This window comes from Thalassotalea agariperforans, from assembly GCF_053470345.1.
Map to the genome: position 1 here is coordinate 1 of NZ_JBQMWH010000003.1, position 26171 is coordinate 26171.

Here is a 26171-nt window from a genome sequence, read left to right on the forward strand (position 1 = left end):
TCGCAAACGCTTCAAGTGCTTTCTTATTCATAGTCTGCCTATCCTAAACCCTACATGGGTATTAATGATAGGCAGTTACACAGATTTTGTTACAGGGTCGTCAAAAATAGCGATATCACGCGCCAGATTTCACCCTCTAAACACGTTTTAGCTGGAAGTACCTTTATTTATTTTGGTTGATTGATATACGGTGTGCTTTGCAGAAATAGCATTGGTTACAACAAGACTAAGTAACGCATAAATTATAGCCCATGATATAACGATGATTATTGTCGGAAAAATCATAGATATAAAACCATAAAACCCTATTTGAGAACCGAAAAAAAACAATAAACATATCGCAGCAATATGGATAAAGCTAAAAACTATCGATAAAGCTCGGCCAACACTTTGCGCAGAGGAAGCCAAATCGTAATCATCTTGAAAAGCATTTTTAGTTGAACCAGTTTGTTCTTTAGTTTGCCCTGCAATTGACGGTTTGCTGACTTCTGATGTTAAAACAAACCAACTACCATTATCATTTTTACCTTCAAGATCACCATCTTTTAATTGCTGAATGACATCATCAATATTTAAGTTATTATCTGTGGCATATTTCTCAGCTCTAATACTGATCATTAATCAATTCCTTTTAGTTGAATAATTATTTTTAGTCTTTAAATCATAACCAGTTACCGTTTATGTTTTATAAAGCATCTTCATCGGAAGTTATTGTGATGGTTTGATATTTAGCCAGTACGTCAGACCATTTTTCTGATTCATAGCTGAGTGATAAAAAGCCATGTCCTCTTTTTAAACCATGTATATCCAGTACTACTCCTCCCTTTTGATTATTCCACAGGGAAGACCATATCCCACAACCATCATATTTTAAACACTGATAAAAATCATCGTGTTCTGTATACAATTCTCCTCCAACTATTTCATAAGACTTTGGCTCTGAATATTTTTTTATTAAACTTGATTTGATTTTTTCATATAAAGCTTTTCCTTTAGTACCTGTACTATCAGAAGTGATATCTTTACTTAACATTTTGATTTTTTGTAAGCCTAGTTTGCTATCAAAATACAAGTAATATACATCACCAAAAGATACATTTTTGATAGCACTTTTAGACTCGCAGCTTGTAATGTTTAATTCGCTTTCACACTTTATCAACTGGATTTGTTTGGCTTCAATATTTTTCTGAGACATTCCCCATTCAAAACCAAAAGGAGCTTCAATATTTTTAGCGATTGAGTTAAATGAGATGAACGATAGTAACCATAAAAATTTATACATTTTTTTTCCTTGTGCTTTTTATTTGAACAGAAAAAATCAAAGCTAAACTTCCTGTTTTTAGTACATATATATAATCATAAAAATTTGTAAATTAGAATTACTTTAAATGATTATTAACAGCTTCTAAAAAAGGAGAGAACTTAGTGTTAATTGTTCTCATGCCTGCACTTTCACCAAAAGATGATACTGTGTAGTTATCAATATGAATGACTTTCATTTTAACCAGTTTAGCTTGTGCAATTAGCTTAAAATCTCGAATAGGAATATAAAAACGTCTTGTCGAAAAGTCACCGTAATTGGTATTAACACTAGCGTTTTTTGCACTTTTTATTATGTTGCCGTTTACATTGAAATTTACACCGCTAACATTATTTATACCTTGAGTGCCAACTGTAATATATACAACGGATGGTGTGTTTTCATTCCATTCAAATCCTAAAGTATGCCAATCTTCAGTAATTCCTGATGCAGAAACAGGAGGTTGAAGTATTCTTGTTGAATTATCAAAATCATCTTTGTTAATTGATACGCTTGGTGTTAATGCATCATTCATTGCGCAAGAAGATATTGTGGAGATTATTATCAATAGTAAAAAAATATTTTTCATTTTATATCCTTATAGTTTTAAAATGGGTGTTTTAGACCGTGGTACTATAATGCCAAAAAAGTGATATTTCTACCTTTTACAAGTAGAAATATATGCAGGACAATAACTTAATTGAGTTAGGTAAAAAAATCCGAGCTATAAGAAAAGAAAAAGGTATATCCCAAGAGCGATTAGCTTTTTTATCAGGAACAGATAGAAGTTATATGGGGCGAATTGAAAGGGGTGAAAAGAATATTTCTGTAACCAAGATATATCAGATATGTAATGCGTTAAATATTTCACCTAAAGAATTATTTGATTAACCGCAAACCTTTAGGTGTTACGTCTCTTTACCGCAATATCTACAAAGCAGCGCTTCCATTTTTAGCTGTTCGATAATTTGATATATTATTTCGAAGTCAAGTCATTAATATACCAATGCTTGTTGAATTCATTTAAATCTTCCATTTGTTTACCTAAAACACCGAATAAACCACCAGTCCAAGTTGGAAATGCACTTGTTCCGTCAAGGTTATATACGTTTTGCGGTAAAGTTCTAAGAGTATACATAGGGTTTTGATTCCCGTATTCTAAACCTGTTTTTTTGAAAAACTCCCCTTTTAATATAAATTTAGATTGTCCTTTATAAGCCAGTATTATTTTTTCGTATTCTTCTTGTTTTAATTTTTCTGATATTTGCAGTAACAATCTAGAAACGTCCATAGGGCTCTTATCTGAAGAAACATCTCTAATATCAAAAACAATAATATTTGGGTTTACAAACCAATCAAAATACAAATAAACATTTATTCCTATATTTCTTGAATCTGAATTGAGGGCATGTGAAATATTTTTTTGTAATGAAAAATAATTCCATGAAAAGAGAGCTGAGACAATTAAAATAATTGTAACTATGATTTTACGAACCATTCGTTCTTCCTTGAGTGTTTGGCCATTTAGGCCGTTTAATCGATAATTAGTCTCGCATATTATAGTGAGGAATTATACTGCTGAATAATTAGTGGTTTCGTGTGCAAATATGTGTAAATGTGAAAATATGTGCACACCTACCTTAACCAGATTTAACTCTAACCTCATTAAAACCCCTTGATTTAGGCTATATAAAGTCGTACTTTACTTATGTAAACCATGGCTTTGGGATTCAAAATCCGTTGCAGCAATGCGTGGCGGTTCGAGTCCGCCCACCGGTACCATTATATGAAAGCCCTGTCCTTAATCGGATGGGGCTTTTTTGTTTGCTTTTTTTGGGGGCTGAAATGATACGAAACCGGACATTAGACTTGGGTTATTTAACGACAAGTGATCCGGCATTGCGGACATAAGGCCTAACTCATTTATGGAGAGAAACTGGTTAGAACTAATACTTAAAATCATATATTCACATTATGACAAGTATGGGTAAGTTTTCTCAGTATTAATAAATACTCGCCGTGAAACTGCTGTTTTAAAGTGTAGCAAGAGCAGTCATGGCATCTACTGGCTTTTCACCGTGATAAAATACTCGTAAAGCAAAGCCCTCTCCCAAATAACCCTGCTCTGAGCCCTCGCCAAAGACGATAGCCTGCCCGTTGTACCTCCAGAGATACTTATTTTTTTGTTTTAGCCTTGCCGTCTCTTTTTTGTCAGCAAGTCTTATAGGTATACCAGTGCCATTACAAATTTCGATTAACTTTTGCATGTGAATGCCTAAAGAAATATGTTTTCTGCCAAACAGTAAGTCAAACTTTAGTTCGTCGGGGATAGGTAAGTTGTAGATTGGTAAGCCGAGTGGATCCATCATACAGTTGACCAATGATGTTCTCGGACAATCAGGACTAGCCCCCATACCAACAAACCATCCTTCAAATGCCAATTGCCCTGGAGCTTTAAATCGACCTGTGTCGTAGCAACCTATATACAAACAATCTTGAATCACATCAATAGCGTAACCTTTTAACTCACATTGTTTACTTAAATCAATTATAGCGCTATACCATGTTCCAACATTTGTCGGTAAATCTAAAATTTTAACTGATTTTCCAGTTAAGGCATCAATCCCTTCGTCATTTGATAACGTCTCTTGTAATGACTGCATTCGTTGTTTTTGGCGAAGTGTTCGCTGGACTTGTTTTTGAAAATTAACTGGTTTGTCGGAAAACTGATTTGCTACATCATTATCGTCAACTAATGTGGGCATCTCTGCTAATATTTGTAATATTTTTTTGTTAGTTTTACCCTCTTTCACTTCATAGATGTTGGTACTGCCGTCTTTTTTAATGTGGTAAATATCACCTACCTGAATGAAGGTCGTTAAGTCTGAAATCAATGCTATAGAATCAGGGTCTTGTATGTGACATTGTTCAACAGTATGAAGAACTGATTCAATGTTTGATTCTTGAAGAGTTGGCGGCTGCTGTGCCATAAAAAACCGCTTTACATAGGCAAGCTCATTCTTAAAAAGCTGCCAACCAATCGCATCAGCAATCCCCCTATACGCAAAACGCCGAGCATGACTGACATCATCATTTTCAATGGATAAAAGAAGTTTGTTGACCATCTTATCTTGTGCCATACGCATATCTCGATGCGTTAAACATATAAACTCATCAATGACGTCCTTCGATGGTTTTTGTCCATCTTCAGCTTTAAATTTTGGCCACACCGACGCAGAGTTTTTACAGGCAAGCTTATATAGTTCTTGTAATTCAGGCTCTAATATCGCGGGCAGTATCTTCGGGATAAGTAGCTCTAGAGGAACATTTTTTTTTCGTTTTTTATTTGCCATAACTTTCAGCCATTTTTCAGTTTTCACTATTATAGCCTTAGAAATATTTCTAAGGCAGCTGTACCGGTTGAGTTCTTTAAAATCACCTTCCTAGCAAACAATGGGGCAGAAATGAAAACCACCGATTTATTCAGCGGTAAAACCAATATCAAACACCTTCGATATCATTGCATAATAAACAAAGTTGGTCTCCCATATTTGGAACATCTCTATATCTTGCTCAATGGGGTATATAGCAAATAGGTTTTGAAACACGCCAGCATCAAAATCAAAATCCAAGTCTTTAGCTAGCTCAGCCATGTAGCCGCTGCCAACATAACAAAAGTCGGTGATGTAGCAAAAGCGCCAGCCGTCACCTACGTTCTCTAATCGAATTTCAACGGGGTGATAACCACCATCATCGGCACTATAGTTTGGGTCACGAAAATTAATAGTAACGGCTTTTTCGTTTTCATATGGTGTAAGTAAATCGGCAGGAAATGTGCTGATGGCCAGATGTTTACTTTAAGCAGTGTTTTGAAAGCGGTAAAAAAACGCCGACACATAGTCGACGTTTTTAATGGGGTATCGCAGATATGCGGGTTACATATCTGCAACTAGTACTTTAGGTTTAAAACTTAGCTGTTAAACCTAAGGTAACACGGCGGTCAGTTAAGCTTTGTTCACATAACAAGGTATTTTCATTAAAACACCATCTTGTGCGATCTTCTTGAGTTAAGTTAACACCTTCTAAACTAACAGTATAATTTTCGTTGATGTTGTAACTTACGTTCATGTTTAGTTGACCACGAGCGCCTACTACAGGTGGAATATTGAATCTCATTTGAGCAAGTGATTCAGTAAATGCATCACGCCATGTATAACGCATACGTACGCTTAGATCGTTTTTATCGTAGAACATGGTAATGTTATATGCATTCTTAGATAATTTATCTAAAGTAATACGTTCTGTTACTACGTCATCAGCTAGTGTAGGTGTACTGTTATCGGTATCGGTTCTACCTAATATTTGGTTGATAGCAGCAGACGCTTCTCTAAATTCATCTAACGCAGCGCCAGATTTTTGATAAGTGTAGTTGGCAATAACACCAAAACCTGAGGCCCAACCTAACTCGTCTTCAAATTCTGATAAATCATATTGGAAAGCTAGCTCAATACCACTTTGTGTTTCTGTACCATTTGCATTGATTTTACTAAGTTCTCTTACACAAATACCTTGTGTATCAGTTCTACTTGAAAATACGTTGTAATTTTCTGGTGGTACGTTCGGGTTGAATATACCGCCGTCTTCACATGGTGCAGTTACGTCTCTTTCAATTTGTCCGGTAGAACCAATAGGTTCAGCAGGAACATTTTGAATAGCCGTGATGAGGTTTGTTCTTTCTTTATGAAAAATGCCCGCACTAATTAAGCTTGACGGTGTAAAGTAATACTCTACTGATAAATCATAAGACCAAATTTTTTCTGGTACTAGCTCTGGGTTACCTACTTGTACCGCACCTGATGCACTATTGGTAAAATTAATTGATGTTGATAAATCATCAAAATCAGGACGACGAATATCTTTACCTACACCTAATCTTACTAATACATTTTCAGCTAGTTCCGCAGAAAGGTTTAACCTTGGTAGGATGAAGTCATAGCTGGTTGATTCTGTACTTGGTGTTACTACTCCATTAACTTCACTTGTACCGTTAGATGTGAGATCAGTAGAAACATAACGTACACCAATATTACCGTTAACGAGTACATCGCCTACTTCAACTTCATAATCACCTTGAACATAAAGAGCAGTAGTTTCTTCTTCAATGTCAAAAAATGATGAAATTGAGGTAGTTGGTGTTGCCAGAGAGCTATTAACTTCTGAACCGTGAAGGCTATTGTTAGCTGCGATAGCGCTATTAACTGTATCAATGACTAATTGAGGATTATTAAAGGCGATCCCGTTATCAATATGTAAGTAATCAGCGATATATAATTCACGGCTATCGGCACCGTTAAAATTATTTGCTCCCGGTACTACAATATCGGCAAATAGGTTTGCTCGAGGACGATTCCAATTACCAAAGCTGTTACTCGATGTTGTGTTATTAGTCATGTTGGAAGTTTTATTCCAACGAATACCCGTATTAACTTCTGTAAAGATGGTGTTTAAATCTGAAATATCATAGTTAAGGTCAACTCTTGCTGCAGCTTCACTACCTTCACGATACCTAAAGCCTTGTCCTAAACTTCTGATAGCATAGTTACTTGGGTCAAGTAGTTGGGCAGCGGTTGGGGTTTCAGGTAAACCAGGGGCAATACCAAATTCAAAAGTATTACCGGCCATGTTAAAAATAGCAGGGGTACCGTTATCGTTACCTGTGCTAGCTGAAACTTGAGGCCCATTTGGGTTGATAAAATCAAGATCTGAATTTAATGATGGATTATCGGATTCTGAATCTGAGTATGATAATTCACCTTTTAACGTGTATTTATCCGAAGTATATTCACTACCAAAAGCAAAAACGCGGCTTTCTGTGATTCGGGCTGAGCTGTTATTGCCTGTTCGTAGGTTAGGGTCGATTGTTTTACCATTAGCTGTAACACCAACACCTAATATACCGCTAGTAACAGCCTTAACTTCACCTAAGTCTAATTTACCGTATTTACCATCGACAGTTCCTAAATCTATGGTTGTAAAACCAGTGTTGTTGGTATTATCAATTACTGGATTACCACCAGTACCAGAGAAATAAGCACGTGAATTATTGTTAGCGCTTTCTTGGTTGTTTATTGTGGTATCAAAATAAAATTTTAGTTCATCGCTTGATTGTAGTTCAAATGAAGCGGTTAAGTTTTTAGTTTCATATTTTTTACCATTTAATGGTTGGTCTAAAAACTGCGTTCGTAAGAATGGAAAAGTTTCTGCGCTGCCTCTACCTGAATCAGGCATTACTACACGGTCACGGTCAAAGCGTGGATTCGCTGAAGCAACATCTTGTTCGGCGTAACTACCTGTTAATACAACGCCAAGTTTACCAAATTCAGTTTCCCAGTTATCACCAAAAGTACCTGAAAACTTAGGTGTAGTTGAGTCAGCTAAATCACTGTTTTCAGCTTGTACTCTAAATTGAGTTAAACGTTCTCTTAAGCTATTACCGCGTAAAGTACGTAAGTTAATCGTACCACCTACAGAGCCTTCAACAGTTTTTGCCGTTGGCGCTTTAGTTACTTCTAGTGAAGAAATTAAGGCTGCTGGCAAATCCTCAAAACTAATACCGGTACGGCCAGCCCCTGAACTTACGGTGGAAACGCCATTGATTTCAACACGGTTAGCACCAGTACCACGTATTTGTACGCCAGTACCAACGCCATTGGTTCGATCAATTTGTACACCGGTAATATTTTCAAGCACTTCAGCAAGGTTGTTATCCGGTAATTTACCAATATCCTCAGCTTGAATTACTTCTTTTATGTTTGAGGAACTGCGTTTTTCATTTAGCGCACTAGCAAGTGCACTACGAATTCCCGTTATTTCGATAACTTCAACGTCATCTGTTTTTTGAGCTGTTTGCTCACTTGTTTGAGCAATAGTTGTTCCCGACACACTGCCTAGTGCTGCTGTGATAGCAATAGCTAAACTGTGTTTTTTAATGAAAGTATTTTTCACGTTTTTTCTCCCAGTTATTATTATGTTTTCGTAATCCTTTATTTAATCTAAACAATAAAAAATACAAACACAACCAAAATTGATCATCATCACTCTTTGTTGGTCTGGATTTGTCTTGTGGAGCTGAGTTTTATCAGCCTTAAAGGTGAAAAAGTGATTGATAATAAACTTCGTTAGGGGGAAGAATAATAATGTTTATTAATTGGTTTATATCAATATTTTGATTTTAAAGGTTATTTTAGTATCCCGAATCTAACTTTTCGGGATGCTTTAGTTGACGGGGCTGGTAATTATTTACTCAATTTTCTCAAACTAGTTAACTTGCAAAATAGCGCTAAACTAATCATTAGTAAGTAAAGCGGCGATGTACTACCACCTGAACCTCCATTACTTGAGTTATTATTTGGTGGTGTTGGTTCGGTTTCAGGAGTTGGGATTGCGGCAGCCTTTATAGTAATTGCCATACTCGTTGATATTTTGCTGGTACCTGCAACCATGGCTAAGGCTTCAACTGTATAAGTACCTGCACTTGTTGGTTGCCATTAGGCTGTAAATGGTGCTGTTTCATCTTTTGGTAAGGCATTGCCGTTTACTCTAAACTCCACATAATCAAATAAGATTGTTTACTTTGTGTTTTATGAAGGATAGATAAACTTCATGAGGACTATTGCAAAGATTTATTAGTATGGATAATCATATTTTGGGGGAGAAGCAGATAAAACTTAATCATTGAACTGTAATATATTGTTACTATTTGCTTAAATGAATAACAATTAATTACATCAATTGTGCTGATTATTTGTTCTAATGTAATGAATGGTCAGCAGGAGTATATTATGAAAAAATTAACAATTATTTCAGTTTTAGCGGCTTTAACTTTTAATGTGTGGCAAGTGCAAGCTGCAACCGTAGAGGTGCTGTTTACAGAGCCAAAAAGTTTTTCCGATATTCGTTCTGGTGATGAAAATAGCCATTATTTTAAGGAAAATGTTTTTTATAATTTAGAAAAGCTCATCACTAAGTTAGCGAAAGATTTACCAGAAGAGCAGACGCTCAAAATTGAGTTTACGGATATAGATTTGGCTGGCGATATTGATATGTTTAATGCTAATTTGATCCGCGTAGTAAAAAGCATGTATCCACCACGCTTGACGTTTAATTATCAGCTGATAGCAAAAGATAAGACGGTGATTAAACAAGGTGAAGAAAATATTCGAGATAGTGCGTTTATGGTTCACGGAAGTTTACGCTATAAAAATGAAGCACTTGGCTATGAAAAACAATTATTAGAAAAATGGTTTAAAGCGACTTTTATTAAGCCAGAATAAAGCGATAAACGATTGTTAGCTTGCTTAATGATTAAAAAAGCCGCCTTCTGTGAAGAGAGCGGCTTTGTAATTTTATAATAATTTCAAAATGTTATAGCAGTTTAATACCACCATCAACAAATTCTATTTTTTTCAATTTAAGCAAATGGCCCACGGTTTGTTTGTACGCTTTTTTACTGACGCCAAATACTTTCATTATTTCACTAGGCGAGCTTTTATCGTTAATAGGGGTAAAGCCGTTATTTTTGTTTAAATGCGCCAAAAATTTACTAGTGAAATCATTCACTTTGTCTTTACCTGTACGTGTTAACGCTAAGGTAACTCGGCCGTCGGATCGCTGTTCTTTAATATAACCAGTAATGCTTAAACCGGTTCTAAGAGGTTGAAAAATATCACTTTGGAAAATTAAGCCCCAATGTTGGTTATTAATAATGGCTTTAAAGCCAAGATCAGTACGCGGGCCAATAATTAAGTTAACTTGCTCGCCTTGCTGATACTCTGCCGGCCAAATATCTAAAAAGCGGTCAATTTTAGAAGTAGCAACAATACGACTGGTTTTTTCATCAACATAAATACGAACTAAGTAGTTTTTACCAACTTCCATTGTGCTGTGTTGTTGGTTAAAAGGAACTAATAAATCTTTTGGTAAGCCCCAATCTAAAAATGCGCCTATTTTGTTAACTTGTATTACTTTTAAACTAGCAAATTCGCCCACTTTGGCTTTAGGTTGCTCTGTGGTTGCTACTAATCTGTCAAGTGAGTCGTTATATAAAAAAACATCTACTTGCTGTTCAAGTTGTGCATTGGTAGGCACGTATCTGTTAGGTAATAAGATTTCACCGAGCTCACCGCCATCTAAAATTGCGCCGTGCTCGATAAGGTCGATGATAGGTAAAGTATTAAAAACGCCAATAGTTGCCATTGCTGAATCTTTTCAAAAGGAATTAAGTGAATTTTAACTGAAAACGGTCGTTAACTATAGTGTTGGTTAATGGATCAGTGAAAGTTAATTTATTGTGGCTTAGTGGCAACATACTCACTATGGCGTAAATGTAATAAGTCAGCAATTTTTCTAATTGTGTGGTGTTCTATTGCGGCTATTTCACCATCAGCTAAAGCTAGCTGCCATAATTGTTTAACAAGGGTGATTTTGTCTTCAATAGCATAGGTTTTATTGATCAGAGAAGTATAAGTATATAAACCGTTTGCATTTTCACTGTAAGTTAAGGCTTGTGTAACTATTTCATTAATTTCGCTAATAGAGAGTTGAAAGCGGTCGCTTAACAATTGTGTTAACGCGCTTTGCTCACGAGCGTCAAATTCATGATCGGCACGCATCACTTCACATAATAAAACGGCGCAAGCCATTTCTAATGAAATAGCGTCTTGCTGTTGGTCGGTGTCTAACGCAGTTAAACGGTTAAAAAATTCACTTACTTTTTTTAACATAATGGGCTCAAAATTTAGCTTTTTAGATTATCATCACTTTATCATTGTGGTTTAGGATGAAAAGCAAAAAGCGTTAACAAAATGTGTTTGTCGAAGAAAGAATGTTACTGATACTTACCAGCCAATAGTTTTGAGCCAACCTTGAATTGCCTTTAATAGCTCCGCTTCAGGGTAATAACTGGGGGTAAAATTGGCGATTTCTTGTTGACGATAAAGTACTTTTAATTCTTTTTCAGTTTGTGTTTTCCGTAACTTTGCACTGGCTTGAACATTTAAGTGGTCGCGTTTTAATCGTAAATCTAGCATTGGCATTTCGCTTATAGCAACATTTTTAGCTAAGTTAATATTCGCTGTTTCTGTTAATTGGTAAGCACTTAACATCACCATAGCATGGGGTTTTTTACTGGTTTCTTGATTAATAATATCAACTAAGAAACCCGCATTATTGCCTTCACTGATCAGAATGAAAATCCCCGGCATATTGGCAACTTTATCCATCATTGCTTGATAAAGTTGGCCAAGTTGTAGTTTATAGTCGGTGAGGATTTTGTCGTTTTCTTCTTGCTGTTCAATGGCTTTTAATGCCATTGAGGGATAATTTTTAGGTTTGTTGAAAGGCTGTACCGTTAAGGTAGCCCAGCCATGTTCAGGCAGGGTTTTTCGTAAAAAATTAATACTTCTAGGATTAATGGCAGGCTGTTGCCAGTCAGGAATTAACAGAACAACCCCTTTATTGTTTGCTGTTTGGCTGCTCTCAAATAAAGTAATAACTTCCTCGGTACCAATTAACAAAGCTTCGGTTTTGCCAACATAATGTTTTAGATCATTTTGAAATTGTTGTTGTAAATCTGCTGGTGGCTTAATGCTTTCAGCGCGGGTCATTGTTTTTTTATTGCTTGCCGGCTTTGTTACTTCGCTGCTTTTTGCTGGGGCGGCATCTTCTTCTGCTTTGACCGAGTTATTAATGATTAGCTGAGCAACAGATAAAAGCATAATAAGAGATAAATATTGCAAGGTGTCGGCGGTAAATTTCATCATAAGTTTATCTACAATTATTGGCGCTAGGTTAATTGGTTTGATTTGAATTATCTAACTTTTATTCCGGTTATGTATAGTGTATCGGTTAACTTGATAATAGCTTGATTTATTTCACCTTAAATAAACGGGCAGTCAGTTTTAAAGTGTAATTCGTTTTTTGTTACAGGATGCTTAAAGGTGAGTGCTTGAGCATGCAGTTGTAAACGCTTACTTACTTTTAATGCCTCTGAATGAGCATATAAACGATCACCCAAAATAGGATGGCCAAGAGCGAGCATATGGACACGTAATTGATGTGAACGACCGGTTATTGGCGTTAATTCAACCAAAGTACTATTGGTTTCGCGTGTTAACACTTGGTATTGTGTTAAGGCCTTTTTACCGTTTTGATGATCAACTTTTTGTTTTGGGCGATTAGGCCAGTCACAAATTAGCGGCAAGTTAACTTCGCCGCAATCATCGGCTATTTGGCCATAGACCCGAGCCAGGTAACGTTTTGATATTTCGCGTTTCTCGAACTGACGACTGATCTCAACATGCGCCGCTTTGTGCAGTGCCATTAAGATAATGCCGGAAGTTGCCATATCTAAACGGTGCACTATGGTAGCTGTAGGTAGCACGCGTTGGACACGAGTTTCTAAACAGTCTTGATGTTCAGGCAAGCGGCCAGTCACCGTTAATAAACCGTTTGGTTTATTTAACACCACCAAGTCGTTATCTTGATATAAAATGTCAAGATAAGGCGACATCGGCGGTTGATAAATAAAGTCAGGATTAGCAGCCATTATCGATTAGCTTGCAACCTATGATCACGCGAGGTTAAATACATTATTGGCTGGCAACAATTAAGCGCACCGCTTCAAATTTGATTTGTGCATGATCAATATAATGCGCCAATGCTGTTTGTTGATTAGTAATAAAATCGAGCTCTTCTTGGCGAACATTGGGGTTAATTGCTTTTAATGCCGATAAGCGTTGGTATTCTTCATCTAATGCCGCTTTCATTTCGCTTATGGCTTTACTTTGAATGTTAGCAACTGCTTTTTCAGCATGGCCTTCCGCATGGGCAACCAAAGGTGCAACCATGGTTTTTAGCGCTTTGACCAATTGAAGCGCAACTTGTTTTTTCACCGGTGATAGCTGTTTGTCTAAAACATCTTCTTTTACTTGCTCGGCTAAATTGTTACCTGATTTATCAACTAACACTCGAATTGGCGTGGTTGGTAAATAACGTGGCAATTGTAATTCTGACGGCGCTGTTGCTTCGACAGTAAAAATACATTCTAAGAAAAAAGTACCGGCAGGGATCGCTGGATTTTTTAACAAACCAATACTGGCATTACCGGTTTCGTCCGACAAAATTAAATCAATGGCACCACGCACCATCGGGTGATCCCAAGTTAATAACTGATAATTTTCATGGGTTAAGGCAGTATCTCGATTAAAAGTCACCGTTGTGCCTTCATCCGGTAAACAAGGAAAGTTGCCTGATAACATGTGCTCGGTTGGGTTTAAAGCAATGGAGTTATCAGCCTTATCATCTTGCTGAATACCAAAAACATCAAAAACACTGAACATAAATTGCGGTAATTCTATTTGATTATCTTGCTGAGCAATGGCGGCAACTAACGCTTCTGCTTTGCCTTGGCCACTAGAATGTAATTCTAATAACTTATCTCGGCCAGTTTCTAAATCAGCTTTAATAGCGAGATGTTTTTTATGGCTGTCGCTAATTAATTTTTCAGCTTCGTTTGACTGCCATTTGGCGGCTAAAATTAAATCGAGTAGGGCGTGACCAAATTCATCGTAAACAGCACGGCCTGTCACACAAGTACTTTCAAAGGCGTTTAAACCTTGGTGATACCAGTTAAATAACAAGGCTTGGCCAGAGTTTTCAAAATACGGCACATGCAATTTAATGGTGTCGGTTTGGCCAATTCGATCTAAGCGGCCAATACGTTGCTCTAATAAATCAGGGTTGCTTGGTAAATCAAATAACACTAAGTGATGAGCAAACTGGAAGTTACGACCTTCAGAGCCTATTTCTGAACATAATAATACCTGCGCTGAATCTTCTGCTTGGGCGAAATAAGCAGCAGCACGATCACGTTCAATTATTGATAAACCTTCATGGAAAACAGCAGCGCGTATGCCTTCACGGGTACGAAGGGCAGCTTCTAAGTCAATGGCGGTTTGCGCATGCGCACAAATAACTAATACTTTTTCACCTTTGTGGGTTTTTAAGGTATCAATTAAGTAATCAACACGTGGGTCAATTTTATCCCAGCTTTCATCATGATGTTCTAAACCGTACATGATTTCGGGTGTAAAAATTAATTTACTTTGTGGCGAATTAATCAAGGTTTCGTTATCAGCACTTTGAATAAAGTCTAATAAGTTATCTTCATATGCTTCAGGCCAAGCTAGTGGAGTGGCTAATAATTGTCGACCAGGGAAACCTTTAATGGTATTTCGGCTATTTCTAAATAAGATACGGCCAGTACCGTGGCGATCTAATAATTGATGCAATAACTGAGTACGGGTTTTACTGCGCAAGGCTTGGTCACTGCCATTACAATCGGTAATTTGAGCGGATATATCACTTTCTTTTAATAGTTCACTTAAAATTGTGATATCGCTTGGTGATAAATCTTCACCGGCAACTAAATTATTAGCGGCGCTAGCAACGGCTTGATAGTTACTTTCTTCATCAACAAATTTTTGATAGTCATAAAAGCGATCAGCGTCTAATAATCGCAAACGAGCAAAGTGGCTTTCATGACCTAATTGATCCGGTGTTGCGGTTAATAATAAAACGCCAGGAATGGTTTGCGCTAATTGCTCAATACATTGATATTCTAAGCTTGGATTGTCTTGCTGCCAGTTAAGGTGATGGGCTTCATCAACCACCATAAGGTCCCATTCTTCGGCAATAATATTTTCATACCACTGCGGATTTTGGCAAACAAAATCTAAATTCACTAATACTAATTGCTCAGTGCTAAATGGGTTTTCTTCGCCGGATTCAACACAACGGTCTTCATCAAAAATACTAAAAGCTAGGTTAAAACGGCGTAACATTTCAACCAACCATTGATGCATTAATGGCTCAGGTACAATAATGAGTACACGTTTAGCACGGCCTGAAACTAACTGTTGATGAATGATCAAACCGGCTTCAATGGTTTTACCTAAACCTACTTCATCGGCTAATAATACCCGTGGGGCAAAACGCTTACCGACTTCTTCAGCAATATATAATTGGTGCGGAATTAAGCTTACGCGCGCACCCGTTAAACCTGAAAGCTCAGATTGTTGTTGGGTAAATTGATTTGCTAAGCAGTCTTTACGTAATTGAAACCAGTCTAAGCGGTCAACTTGACCATTTAATAAACGGTCATGCGGTTTATTAAATTTAATAAAGTGGTCGATCATGATCTCTTTTAACGAAGCCGCTTCGCCGTTATCAACACGAACACCGTGGTAGGTTAAAATTTGATTGTTGTCTTCAACACGTTCAACTTTTAAATGCCAGCCTTCGTGACTTGGAATAATATCATCTTGGTTGAAAATTACGCGAGTTAGTGGTGCTTCTGCTTTTGAATATTGGCGACTATCACCTGTTGCGGTGAACACGATAGTAACAAAACGGTGTTCAACTGAGGTAACTGTTCCTAAGCCTTGTTCAGATTCACTATCACTAATCCAACGTTGACCAATTTGAAATGACATATATTAACTATCCCGACTGCTTTTTTGCCGTTAAAAAAAGGCGCTATTTTAACGTTAATAATAGCGGGGATCATTAACTATTTCTGAACAAAAAGGCTTTATTGCTAGATTATCGTTAAACAAAAAGGAATAGGAGCTAAGTCAAGGTGAAAACTATAGAACAAACCGAACAGCTAATCATTAATATTGGCACATTATAAGTTGTTGTCAATAGTCATAAAAATGAAATAAATTCATCTGAAAAAAGTGAAAAAATGTCCTTGCTACTGGTCTGCTATACTGTCAAAGTGGAGATGAAAAAATAACAAGGAACAAGTGAATTTTTTGCACTTTGCTTAAAATTCTAATATCAGCCAATACATTAACAACATTAATGATCATAAGTCGGGTTGATAGCAGCAAGTATTAGTTGGAACTAAAGTTGCTCTGAATAGTTTTACTAACTGCGTGTTGTGCCGGCCGTTATGGTTGTTTAACTAACAATGAGTGCGCCTATGAATGAAGAAACTATTATTTACGTTTTAGACACCAACATCTTACTTCATGAACCTTTTGCTTTTCTCTCTTTTAAAGAACACGACGTTGTCGTTCCGATGACGGTACTCGAAGAATTAGACTCCATCAAAGATCGAAAAAAAGACGTCAGCCGCGACGCTCGGGTGGCTATTCGAGCACTTGAAGATGTATTAGCTAATTCAACACCTGAAGAAGTTTTGGCTGGCGTTTCTTTGGCCTCTACCCAAAAAGGCGGAGAGCAGTTACCAACAGGCAAACTCGCCATTATTAATGATTATGCCCTAGAGCAAAAAGCGTCTACTTTGTCGTTTAACGAAAACGACAACCGCATTATTAACGCAGCAATTCATATTCAAACGTTACACAAAACGCAAAAAGTTGTGTTAGTAACTAAAGATATTAATATGCGTTTAAAAGCCAAAGGGGCGGGGATGGCGCATGTTGAAGATTACCGCACCGATCAGTTGATTGATGACGTGCAGTTTTTAACTAAGGGTTATCATAAATTTGATGGTGATTTTTGGCAGCAAGTCAAAAAATGTGAAAGTGAATCTGAGGGGCGAAATACAACTCATTATGTTCCTAAAGATGTATTACCGGCCTGTTATATGAATGAATATTTGTTAGATGACAGCGAACATTTTGCTGGCAAAGTAACAGGCTGGGATGACGAAAATGTTGCGATTCAAGACATTAGCCGTGAACGTTTAATGTCGAAAAATGCCTGGGGCATTCACCCAAAAAATATTTATCAAGGTATGGCGCTTGATGCGTTATTAGATCCAAGTGTTGACCTAGTGATTTTAACGGGGCCTGCCGGGTGTGGTAAAACCTTATTAGCGTTAGCGGCGTCACTTGAGCAAGTGGTTGAGCGGGGTTTGTACGATAAAGTGATAGTTACCCGAAGTACCCCTGAAATTGCTGAGTCGATTGGTTTTTTACCAGGCACCGAAGAAGAAAAAATGGCGCCATGGTTAGCGGCCATTACCGATTCATTAGAAGTGCTGCATAAACAAGATGAAAATATGAATGGCAGCTTAAATTACATTATGGAAAAGGCCAATATTCAGTTTAAATCAGTTAACTTTATGCGTGGGCGAAGTATTCAAAATGCTTTTGTTTTATTAGATGAATGTCAAAACTTAACCGCCTCACAGCTTAAAACCATTATTACTCGTTGTGGTGAAGGAACCAAGTTAGTGTGCTCAGGAAACTTAGCGCAAATTGACAGTAATTATTTAACGGCAGTGACTTCGGGCTTAACTTATATAGTTGAACGCTTTAAAGACTTTCCTGGCAGTTCAACCATCAATTTAAATGGTGTTGTTCGTAGTCGATTAGCCTCGTTTGCGGAAGAAAATTTATAGTGTATTTGTGATCGACATTATCACGTTGTTAATAAATTTGATCAGAGCAGTTATTTACTGTTCTGATCATTTTTATGATTCATCTAAGTAGGTAAAGTTGTTTTTTGCTTAAGTTTTTAATACTGTAATTCTTGTTTAAGGTGCGTAAATTGCCTTGCTTATTCAACCACTTCAACTGTGTATAAACCATTTAAAATGGCTTGTTCTGAGTCAATTGAAACTTTTCCTAAAGCTAAGCTGGCAGGGCCGGTTGGTTCGCCTAAAACAAATGTGGTGTTGTCATAATTTATCGTCATGTCATTACCTTCTTGACGCGCTTCAATGCCGATCAGGGCATGACCTTCAATAAACACTAAAATAATTTTTACCCGTGGCATTAACGATCTTAGCATTGCTGCTGTTAAGGTCACTTTACTGTCGCAATCACCTTGGTTTTCCCATAATAATTTTGCTGGCGGATTAAACCCTGCACCAGAAGAAGTTCGCCGAGACTCTAATGGAGAATAAGGAATTGCTTGGCTAAAACCTAAAACATAGTTAGTCGCATAACGAATATTTTTTATATCAACTTCCGCTAAGATCAGTGGTTTAATCGGTTTAAAGTCATCCACAGACAACTGCGCTATTCTTTGGTGATCAGGCTTGATTGCTAATTGGCCATCGTAAGTAATAAATTGATGATAAAAGTGTTTTTCGAGATAAGATTTTCTTGCCTTTTGCTCTAATTTAGCCAATTTTTTTTTCGCTAGTGCTAAATCCTTATCATTATGTGAACTGAGCTGAAGTTCGTAACGCCCTTGGTTTTTTCTTAAGGTTAATTGGCTATTATTCTGAGGCTCTTTTCGCCATGTTTTTAAAATACTTTTATTAATATATAAGTTGGCAATATTCGCCTGATAGCGTTTAAAGTTGCGAAAACGGTTAAACAATAAGTCTTTTGATAAGCTAAAAGAAAGCTGCTTTTCTTCTTGTTGAGCATTTAACCAGTGGTAATTAAATTGATAGCTATCATCTTGTTCTTGTTTATTAAAACTCAGTTGTTTAGCTGCAACCGTTATTGATAAAGAACAGAATAAAATTAAAAAGAATAAATTTTTCAAGTAACTAACCTAAATAAAAGTATTAAAAACACTTTAGCATAAGCTTAGAGATCCCGTTAGCTCAGGTTGCAAAAAATGTCACTGTTAGCTATAGCCTAGGAATAAGCTTTACATTTTTGATAACTGGCTTATATTAAAGGTAGATTAAAACACCTGTTTGAATTAATTGTTTAGATAGTTCTAGGAGAGCGTTGTGGCAGATTACCAAGTTCCGTTAAAAGAGATGAATTTTTTACTTTATGATGTTTTTAATGTTGAAGCGGTTTGGCAAACGTTACCTGGGCTTGAGGATCATGTTGATAGAGAAACTTGTGATGCTATTTTACAAGAATGCGCCAAATTGGTTGAGCAAGAAATTGCCGGTATTGCTCGTACCGGTGACGAAGTTGGTGTGTCATTTCAAGATGGAAAAGTAACAACAGCACCAGGTTATAAAGCCGCTTTTGATAAATATGTTGAAGGTGGTTGGCCTGCTTTAGGTGGTGATATTAATTATGGTGGCATGGGTATGCCTAAAATGATCACTGCGTTTCATGAAGAAATGTTGTGCTCAGCAGATATTTCATTTTCACTCTATCCTGGTTTAACCGCAGGCGCCGCTTTAAGTATTGCCAAACATGGTAGCGATGAATTAAAAGAGCGATATTTAACGCGTCTGTATACCGGTGAATGGACGGCTTCTATGTGTTTAACCGAAGCGCATGCAGGCACAGACTTAGGCATGATCCGTACTAAAGCGATCCCTCAAGATAATGGTTGTTATTTAATTTCAGGTAGCAAAATGTTTATTACTGCTGGCGAGCATGACTTAGCTGACAATATTCTGCATTTAGTGTTAGCTAAATTACCTGATGCCCCAGAGGGTTCTCGTGGGATTTCGATGTTTTTAGTACCTAAATTTAAAATTAATCATGATGACAGTTTAGGTGATTTTAATCAGGTAACTTGTGGTTCTATTGAGCACAAAATGGGTATTCATGCCTCAGCAACTTGTGTTATGAATTTTGATGGTGCCGAAGGTTATTTAGTTGGCGAAGTCAATAAAGGCTTAGCAGCTATGTTCACTATGATGAATTTTGAGCGCATAGGGGTTGGGATTCAAGGTATTGGTGCCGCTGTTCGTTCTTATCAAAATGCGGTTGAATATGCTAAAGAGCGCTTACAAAGTCGCGCTTTATCAGGTGTAAAAAGCCCTGATAAACCCGCAGATAGTTTGATGGTGCATGGCGATGTTCGTCGTATGTTATTGAATATGAAGTCGTTAACTGAAGGTTCACGCGCACTTTCTGCTTATATTTCACTGCAGTTAGACATTGCCACTTATGGTGAAGGAGAAGCACAAAGTAAAGCTGAAAGTTTAGTCGCGTTAATGACACCACTAGCAAAAGCATTTTTTACTGATGTTGCATTTGATAATACTGTGGCTGGTCAGCAAGTCTTTGGTGGCCATGGTTATATTCGAGAATGGGGACAAGAACAACTGGTGCGAGATTGCCGTATTGCGCAAATTTATGAAGGTACCAATGGTATTCAAGCGATGGACTTAATTGCTCGAAAAGTGGCGGCAAGTAAGGGTCAATTGATGCAAGTGTTTATTGATGAAGTTAATTTTTACCTAACGCTTGATCACCCAGCACAATTAGCTGAATTTATTACGCCATTAGCAAGTTCAATCACCAAATTGGCGGAATTAACTGACAATATTGTTCAACAATCCGCTCATAATCCTGAAATTCTAGGTACTGCGGCTAATGATTATTTACACTGCTTTGGTTATGTTGCGATGGCGTATACATGGGCATTAATGGCGGAAAAATCGATAGACAATTTAGCGCAAGATAGCGAATTTTATCAAGCAAAACTCAAAACGGCGCGTTATTATTTTACTAAAATTTTACCCCGAATAGATTCACTGGTACTGTCAGCAAAAGTGGATGCCGATGTTTTATTTGATTTAACTGAAGACGAGTTTTAAACCGTATTTGTGACACGCTATAACAAGTCAGTTGTTATTCTCAGCGACTGATTTGTTAATCATTTAGGGCGTGTTGCTGTGAAAGTGAGCTGTTAGAACAAAAATGATACACGCAAGATAAACACCCCAATAGTTTTTGTATATTTAACCTTGAGCATTTATAGTAGTTTGTATCATTAATACGGTATTTTTTTAGGAATTGTTATGCAACTCATTGGCTCAGTGACTTCCCCTTTTGTTCGTCGTTTACGTTTATTACTCACCGATGTTGATTATGATTTTTTAACGCTTGATATTTATTCTGAAGCCGGTAGTGCGGTATTAAAAGAAAATAATCCCGCTAAAAAAATTCCGGTATTAAAAGACGGAGAAAAAACTATTTTTGACTCACGGGTTATTTTTAATTATTTACGTGAAAAATTAGCCATGCCAGCACTTACTTGGCAACAAGAAAACCTATTAACCATGATTGATGCCGCCAATGATTCGTTAGTAACCTTGTTTCTTTGTCGTAATTCAAAACTGCCAGTTGAAGACGATATTTTATTTTTTAACTTGCAAAAAAGTCGTATTGACGCAGTATTAACGGCCTTAGATACCGAAGTAGCTGCTGGGAAGTTTACGGATTGGCAATATCCAGCGATTTGTTTATTTTGTTTGTTAGATTGGGTTGAATTCAGACAAGTTACCCCATGGCAACAACATTCAAATTTATTAGCTTTTCATCAGCAAGCAGCGCAGCGTGAAGATGCCCAAGCCACAGACCCTAGATAATTGAAGCTAATGGTTTTTGACATTATTTAGCTTTTTTCGAAAATAATATTTAACTTTTTCGAAAATAATGAAACTTTAAAGGCTTTACATTCGTATAGTTTGTCTATGTTAGCAACTTGAGCAATTTGTTGTTTATTTATGATTGAAAGCGAATGTAACGTTTTTGGGTCTGCTATAGTCAATAAATGACATTTTAATCACTGTTATAAGTAAGTAGTGTGATTAACAAACATAAGGTGTGATGGGGAATATGGCTTTTTATATAAGATGTGCTGCTATCCTATCTTTTTCTCTGTTAAGTATTGTTAGCTCTAATGTTTGGGCGGTAAAGCAGCAAGCTGAACATACAATTGCATCTCCACTTGAGCCTCAATTAGGCCAACAGTCAGTTATTAGTAAAAAAAACGTCATTAGAAATACCGATGATTTATATTTTGTTCGCCTTGAAGATGCACCGTTAGCAACCTATCAAGGTGAAATTAGTGGTTTAGCAGCAACTAGCCGCTTAGCAAAAACCGATAAAAAGCCCATAGGTAAAAAACTTAATGTCCATTCAGCAGATAGCCAGCGTTATCTTAACTTTCTAAAAAATAAACGCACGGCCACACTTAAACATTTAGCCAATAGGCTTAAAAAGCCAATTAAACCCAAACATACTTATCAATATGCTTTAAATGGTTTTACTGGTCACTTCACCTTAGCTGAAGTTGCGCAATTACAACAAGATAGCGCAGTGAAACAAGTACTGAAAATTAAGCCACGCTATTTATTGTCAGATACTGGACCTGATTTTGTGCAAGCACCGAGTGTTTGGCATAACAGTTTAATTAGCCAACAAAGTGCCGGTGAAGGCATTATTATTGGCATTATTGATAGCGGAATTTCGCCGAATCATCCGTCATTTTCAGCGGTGGGAGATGATGGTTATGTTCATACTAATCCCTTAGGAAGTGGTAACTATCTTGGTGATTGTGCGTTATCGGAATTTGCCCATTATTGTAATGATAAATTAATTGGTATTTGGTCTCATCCTGAAATTACCGATGATTATACGCCGTTTGGTGACGATCAGGTGGGTATCGATCATGATGGCCATGGAACTCATGTGGCATCAATAGCGGCTGGAAATATTGTTAAAAATGTACCGGTTTTTAATGTTATTGGCGATCTAGCGGAAAAGAAAGTCGCCCAAATAAGTGGTGTAGCTCCTCATGCGAATATAGTTTCTTATCAGGTTTGTGCTGCTGATGTTGGTTGTTGGCCAGATCTTACGGCGTTAGCCGTTGAGCATGCAATAGAGCATGGTGTTGATGTATTAAATTATTCTGTTGGTGGGGAAAGTAGTGATCCTTGGGCCAGTGTTGATGCTTTAGCGTTTTTATCTGCTAGAGAAGCAGGTATTCATGTGGCAGTTTCAGCGGGTAATGATGGCCCTGAACAGCAAACAATAAGTTCTCCTGCTAATGCGCCTTGGTTAACGTCGGTTGCAGCGGTGAATCATGGCCGCAATTATCAAGAAAAGTCGATTAGTTTTTCGGGCGGCAATAGCAATTTAGCAAGTTTAACGGGGGCTGCGATCACCAACGGGGTTAGTGGGCCGATAATTTTTGCCGGTGATGTTGGCGATGAAGACTGTTTGACTCCCTTTGCAACTAACAGCGTAGTAGGCAAAATTGTTGTTTGTACTCGAAACGATATTCCACGGGTTGAAAAAGGTCGTAATGTCTTAGCCGGTGGCGCCATTGGTATGGTATTGATCAATGATCCTGATGAGCCAAGTACTAATAATATTGTTGCCGATTATCATGTTTTACCAGCAATCCATTTAAATAACCAACAAGGGCAAGATTTATTAGATTGGCTTGCTAGTGGTAATAATCATCGTGCAAGCATTAGTGGTGTGGTAAAAACAATTGACCCAGCGTTAGCCGGTCAAGTAGCTGACTTTTCTTCTCGTGGGCCAAATACTGAAAATAAACAATGGCTAATTCCGGCTATCGCTGCACCGGGTGTTGATATTTATGCGGCTTATTCTAATTATCAGCCGCATTATTCTGCCAGTAAAAAAAATGAAACGGATTATACTTTTTTAAATGGTACCTCCATGGCTAGCCCTCATCTGGCTGGAGCCTTTGCGTTAATCGCGGCAGTGCACCCAGATTGGAGCCCCGCAGAAGTTCAGTCGGCATTGATGTTAAGCGCCGATTTTTCAAATACTAAAATTGTTAATAATGAAAGAGTTTCAGCTGACTTTTTTGATGTTGGTGCAGGAAATGCGCGGATAGATCGTGCAATAAAAGCTGGCTTGATAATGGATGTTTCAAAAAATGAATACTCAGAAGCTGATCCTGAGTTAGGTGGGATGGCATCAAGTTTAAATTTACCGGCACTGATGAATGAAAAATGTCGTATAACTTGTACTTGGCAGCGACGTTTTACCGCGACTGAAAACGCTAGTTGGCAAGCAAGTACTGAACAAATTACTGCCGGTGGTAACTTAACGGTGAGCCCAAGCAGCTTTCAATTAGCTAAAGGTGAATCAATTACTTTAACTTTTACTTTTGAAATGAACCAATTATTTGGTGATGACTTCGCTTTTGCGCGTGTGTTATTAACACCGAGTAATAATAATTTATCGGTCAGTGCCTTACCGGTAATCGGCCAATTTATTCCAGGAGATTTTCCGGATGATACTAAGATCACGGCTCATACTGATGCCGGCAGTGAAACTATAGCTGGTATTAAAACTCTAGGCACTAATGAGTTTTCGGCACAAGCTTATCAATTAGTACCGGTAGTTAAGAAAAATATCACAATTGCTAGAGATGGTATTGACGAAGCCAGCTGGCCAGAAAATATTTACAACAATGATAATTATTATTATGCCCAACCGCTCAGCATACCGGCAAATACCCAATATCTGTTGGTGAAAATTAATTCAACCCGTTCGCCAGATCTTGATCTATATGTTGGTTTTGATGGCAACGGTAATGGTCGCCCAGACAGTATCAGTGAAATAAGCAATGCGATTTGCCAAGCCGCAACAAAAGAAACTCTTGAGGTTTGTCGTGTTGTTGCTCCACCAGCGGGAGATTATTTTATTGTCATACATAATTATGGTAATCCATCGTCAGCCAATCATAGTTTAGATAATGTTGCGTTTGAATTGGCAATTGTGGGGCAAAATGATCAACAATTATCACTTGATTATAATAACGTTGCTGTAAATAACACCGATGTTGATTTAACACTTAACTGGACACCACCTTTAACTAAAGGGCAAGAATATTTTACCGTTTTAGCCATGGGTACATCATTAAACACGCCAGATAATATTGGTTATATGCCCGTGAAATTAACACGCAGTGAACGTATTATTGAAGGTTCTATTAATAAAACAACATTGACCGCGGGGGAGCAATTCACGCTGACCTTTGTGCTTGATGCTAATACCACGAGCGAAGAAAAACTAATCACCTTAGATGCTAGTATTCCAAGTAATTCCAGCGTTGTTAGCGACAGCCACCAAGGGCAAATTAATGGTAATAAGATGCAGTGGCAAATTAATCAAGCGGCTAACAGCGGTATGCAAACGATTATCGCTACTTTTGCCACCGATGTCGGGTTAAGCTCAGGAAATACTAGTATTAGCTATACCTATGTTGTCAATGATGAAACGAGTAGTTATGTTATTCGCAACTTAGCAATTCAAGCGATTGCTGAACCCAATAATAATGTTCAAACCACCTCATCAGGTAGTAGCTCAGGCGGTGTCTTTTCGATTTTGTTAGTGCTGTTATTCAGCTTAAAATATTTAAAAATTAAACTTGTTTATTCAGATAAATAGCAAAGTAGGCTGTAGAAAGTTCACTTTTATGTAATACCATACCGTTCTATGTGAGTACTTTTTTATATGGAATGGTATTAAAATAGCCTATTGCTGAAAATATAAACAAAGTTTAACAGACCCTAGGGTTTGAATAATACGAGCGCGTGTTGACCTTTACTGTATGTTTTTGCAACAAGTTCTAATTATTGAGCTTTATACTATTCACTCTGCTTGTATTTCAGTTACACTAGCGAAAAAATATCACAGTTAAATATATGACTTTTTCTTATAACTCGGAGTTTGTTTTAGACAAACCTCATTTCCATGAATGTTACCAACAAACGGCAGTGGTTAAATCAGGTATTAGTGCTTATAAAAAGCCGATATTTTTATTTGTGCTGGGTATGTTAGCGGCTTCTGTTGCTCAACAATATCAAAGTTTAGCCATGTTTATTATCGTGTTATCGGTTGTTGATGCCCTTAGTGTTCGTTTTGCCGAGGCTTGGTGGGTTTGGCGACAAATGTTATCGAAAGTATCAAATTCAACGGTTCAGCTAGTTATTGATGATAAAGGTATTGCGACAAGCTCCCAATATCAAAAACTTGAGTTAACTTGGTCGGCAATTGAAAAAATTGAAAAAACGAGCCAAGGTGTGATTATTACTCATAAACATGGCCGCAGTTATTTAAGTGATAGCTGTTTAAATGATGAAGCAACCCAATATTTAACTTCGCAAAAAGTTTAACTTTTTAATTGC

General features: G+C 37.3%; 20 protein-coding genes. 7 read left to right on the forward strand and 13 right to left on the reverse strand.

What is annotated here, in order from left to right:
- Window positions 1–147 precede the first annotated feature (147 nt).
- The 3 genes from ACSLUO_RS05405 to ACSLUO_RS05415 form a co-directional block, all read right to left on the reverse strand.
- On the reverse strand, window positions 148–618 hold the full coding sequence (locus ACSLUO_RS05405) for a hypothetical protein (RefSeq protein ID WP_448246881.1): 471 nt from the start codon (window positions 616–618) through the stop codon (window positions 148–150).
- Window positions 619–685: 67 nt separating this feature from the next.
- Window positions 686–1282 carry a hypothetical protein gene (locus ACSLUO_RS05410; RefSeq protein WP_448246883.1) on the reverse strand — a complete coding sequence of 199 codons (597 nt, stop codon included), beginning with the start codon at window positions 1280–1282 and terminating at the stop codon, window positions 686–688.
- Window positions 1283–1379: 97 nt separating this feature from the next.
- Window positions 1380–1889 (reverse strand): hypothetical protein, encoded by a 510-nt coding sequence (locus ACSLUO_RS05415; protein WP_448246885.1) that lies wholly within the window; start codon window positions 1887–1889, stop codon window positions 1380–1382.
- Window positions 1890–1981: 92 nt separating this feature from the next.
- Here ACSLUO_RS05415 and ACSLUO_RS05420 point away from each other — a divergent pair, with 92 nt between their 5' ends.
- A complete protein-coding gene (locus tag ACSLUO_RS05420) occupies window positions 1982–2191 on the forward strand; it encodes a helix-turn-helix domain-containing protein (protein ID WP_448246887.1) in 210 nt (69 codons plus the stop codon).
- Between the two features lie 85 nt (window positions 2192–2276).
- On the opposite strand, the gene ACSLUO_RS05425 is transcribed toward ACSLUO_RS05420, so the two are convergent.
- From ACSLUO_RS05425 to ACSLUO_RS05440, 4 genes are all read right to left on the reverse strand, one after another.
- The gene (locus ACSLUO_RS05425) at window positions 2277–2798 is read right to left on the reverse strand and encodes a hypothetical protein (RefSeq protein ID WP_448246889.1); all 522 of its coding nucleotides are present in this window, start codon (window positions 2796–2798) and stop codon (window positions 2277–2279) included.
- Between the two features lie 535 nt (window positions 2799–3333).
- A complete protein-coding gene (locus ACSLUO_RS05430) occupies window positions 3334–4680 on the reverse strand; it encodes a hypothetical protein (protein ID WP_448246890.1) in 1347 nt (448 codons plus the stop codon).
- Window positions 4681–4779: 99 nt separating this feature from the next.
- Window positions 4780–5148 carry a DUF2787 family protein gene (locus ACSLUO_RS05435; RefSeq protein WP_448247510.1) on the reverse strand — a complete coding sequence of 123 codons (369 nt, stop codon included), beginning with the start codon at window positions 5146–5148 and terminating at the stop codon, window positions 4780–4782.
- Between the two features lie 115 nt (window positions 5149–5263).
- Window positions 5264–8305, reverse strand: coding sequence for a TonB-dependent receptor (locus tag ACSLUO_RS05440; RefSeq protein ID WP_448246892.1), 3042 nt, complete (start codon window positions 8303–8305; stop codon window positions 5264–5266).
- An 836-nt stretch (window positions 8306–9141) separates the two neighbouring features.
- Here ACSLUO_RS05440 and ACSLUO_RS05445 point away from each other — a divergent pair.
- Entirely contained in the window at window positions 9142–9633 is a 492-nt protein-coding gene (locus tag ACSLUO_RS05445) for a DUF3016 domain-containing protein (protein ID WP_448246894.1), read from the forward strand.
- Between the two features lie 91 nt (window positions 9634–9724).
- On the opposite strand, the gene ACSLUO_RS05450 is transcribed toward ACSLUO_RS05445, so the two are convergent.
- The 5 genes from ACSLUO_RS05450 to rapA form a co-directional block, all read right to left on the reverse strand.
- Window positions 9725–10555, reverse strand: a complete 831-nt coding sequence (locus ACSLUO_RS05450; protein WP_448246896.1) for a CvfB family protein — start codon at window positions 10553–10555, stop codon at window positions 9725–9727.
- 89 nt (window positions 10556–10644) lie between these two features.
- Window positions 10645–11082: a tellurite resistance TerB family protein gene (locus ACSLUO_RS05455; protein ID WP_448246898.1), complete on the reverse strand. Its 438-nt coding sequence runs from the start codon at window positions 11080–11082 to the stop codon at window positions 10645–10647.
- Window positions 11083–11196: 114 nt separating this feature from the next.
- A complete protein-coding gene (locus tag ACSLUO_RS05460; RefSeq protein WP_448246900.1) occupies window positions 11197–12120 on the reverse strand; it encodes a DUF3530 family protein in 924 nt (307 codons plus the stop codon).
- Window positions 12121–12236: 116 nt separating this feature from the next.
- Window positions 12237–12905 (reverse strand): bifunctional tRNA pseudouridine(32) synthase/23S rRNA pseudouridine(746) synthase RluA, encoded by a 669-nt coding sequence (rluA, locus tag ACSLUO_RS05465; RefSeq protein ID WP_448246901.1) that lies wholly within the window; start codon window positions 12903–12905, stop codon window positions 12237–12239.
- Window positions 12906–12948: 43 nt separating this feature from the next.
- Window positions 12949–15852: an RNA polymerase-associated protein RapA gene (gene rapA, locus ACSLUO_RS05470; protein ID WP_448246903.1), complete on the reverse strand. Its 2904-nt coding sequence runs from the start codon at window positions 15850–15852 to the stop codon at window positions 12949–12951.
- A 482-nt stretch (window positions 15853–16334) separates the two neighbouring features.
- Between rapA and ACSLUO_RS05475 the strand changes: the two genes are divergently transcribed.
- Window positions 16335–17735 carry a PhoH family protein gene (locus ACSLUO_RS05475; protein WP_448246905.1) on the forward strand — a complete coding sequence of 467 codons (1401 nt, stop codon included), beginning with the start codon at window positions 16335–16337 and terminating at the stop codon, window positions 17733–17735.
- A gap of 158 nt (window positions 17736–17893) precedes the next feature.
- Here the strand turns inward: ACSLUO_RS05475 and ACSLUO_RS05480 are convergent, their stop codons facing one another.
- Complete coding sequence (locus ACSLUO_RS05480; protein ID WP_448246907.1) at window positions 17894–18835, reverse strand: hypothetical protein; 942 nt, start codon at window positions 18833–18835, stop codon at window positions 17894–17896.
- A 193-nt stretch (window positions 18836–19028) separates the two neighbouring features.
- Between ACSLUO_RS05480 and ACSLUO_RS05485 the strand changes: the two genes are divergently transcribed.
- The 4 genes from ACSLUO_RS05485 (at window position 19029) to ACSLUO_RS05500 (ending at window position 26159) form a co-directional block, all read left to right on the forward strand.
- Complete coding sequence (locus ACSLUO_RS05485) at window positions 19029–20810, forward strand: acyl-CoA dehydrogenase C-terminal domain-containing protein (protein WP_448246908.1); 1782 nt, start codon at window positions 19029–19031, stop codon at window positions 20808–20810.
- 204 nt (window positions 20811–21014) lie between these two features.
- Window positions 21015–21584, forward strand: a complete 570-nt coding sequence (locus ACSLUO_RS05490; protein ID WP_448246909.1) for a glutathione S-transferase family protein — start codon at window positions 21015–21017, stop codon at window positions 21582–21584.
- A gap of 250 nt (window positions 21585–21834) precedes the next feature.
- Window positions 21835–25431, forward strand: coding sequence for a S8 family serine peptidase (locus ACSLUO_RS05495; RefSeq protein ID WP_448246911.1), 3597 nt, complete (start codon window positions 21835–21837; stop codon window positions 25429–25431).
- Window positions 25432–25688: 257 nt separating this feature from the next.
- The gene (locus ACSLUO_RS05500; protein WP_448246912.1) at window positions 25689–26159 is read left to right on the forward strand and encodes a YcxB family protein; all 471 of its coding nucleotides are present in this window, start codon (window positions 25689–25691) and stop codon (window positions 26157–26159) included.
- Window positions 26160–26171: the final 12 nt, after the last annotated feature.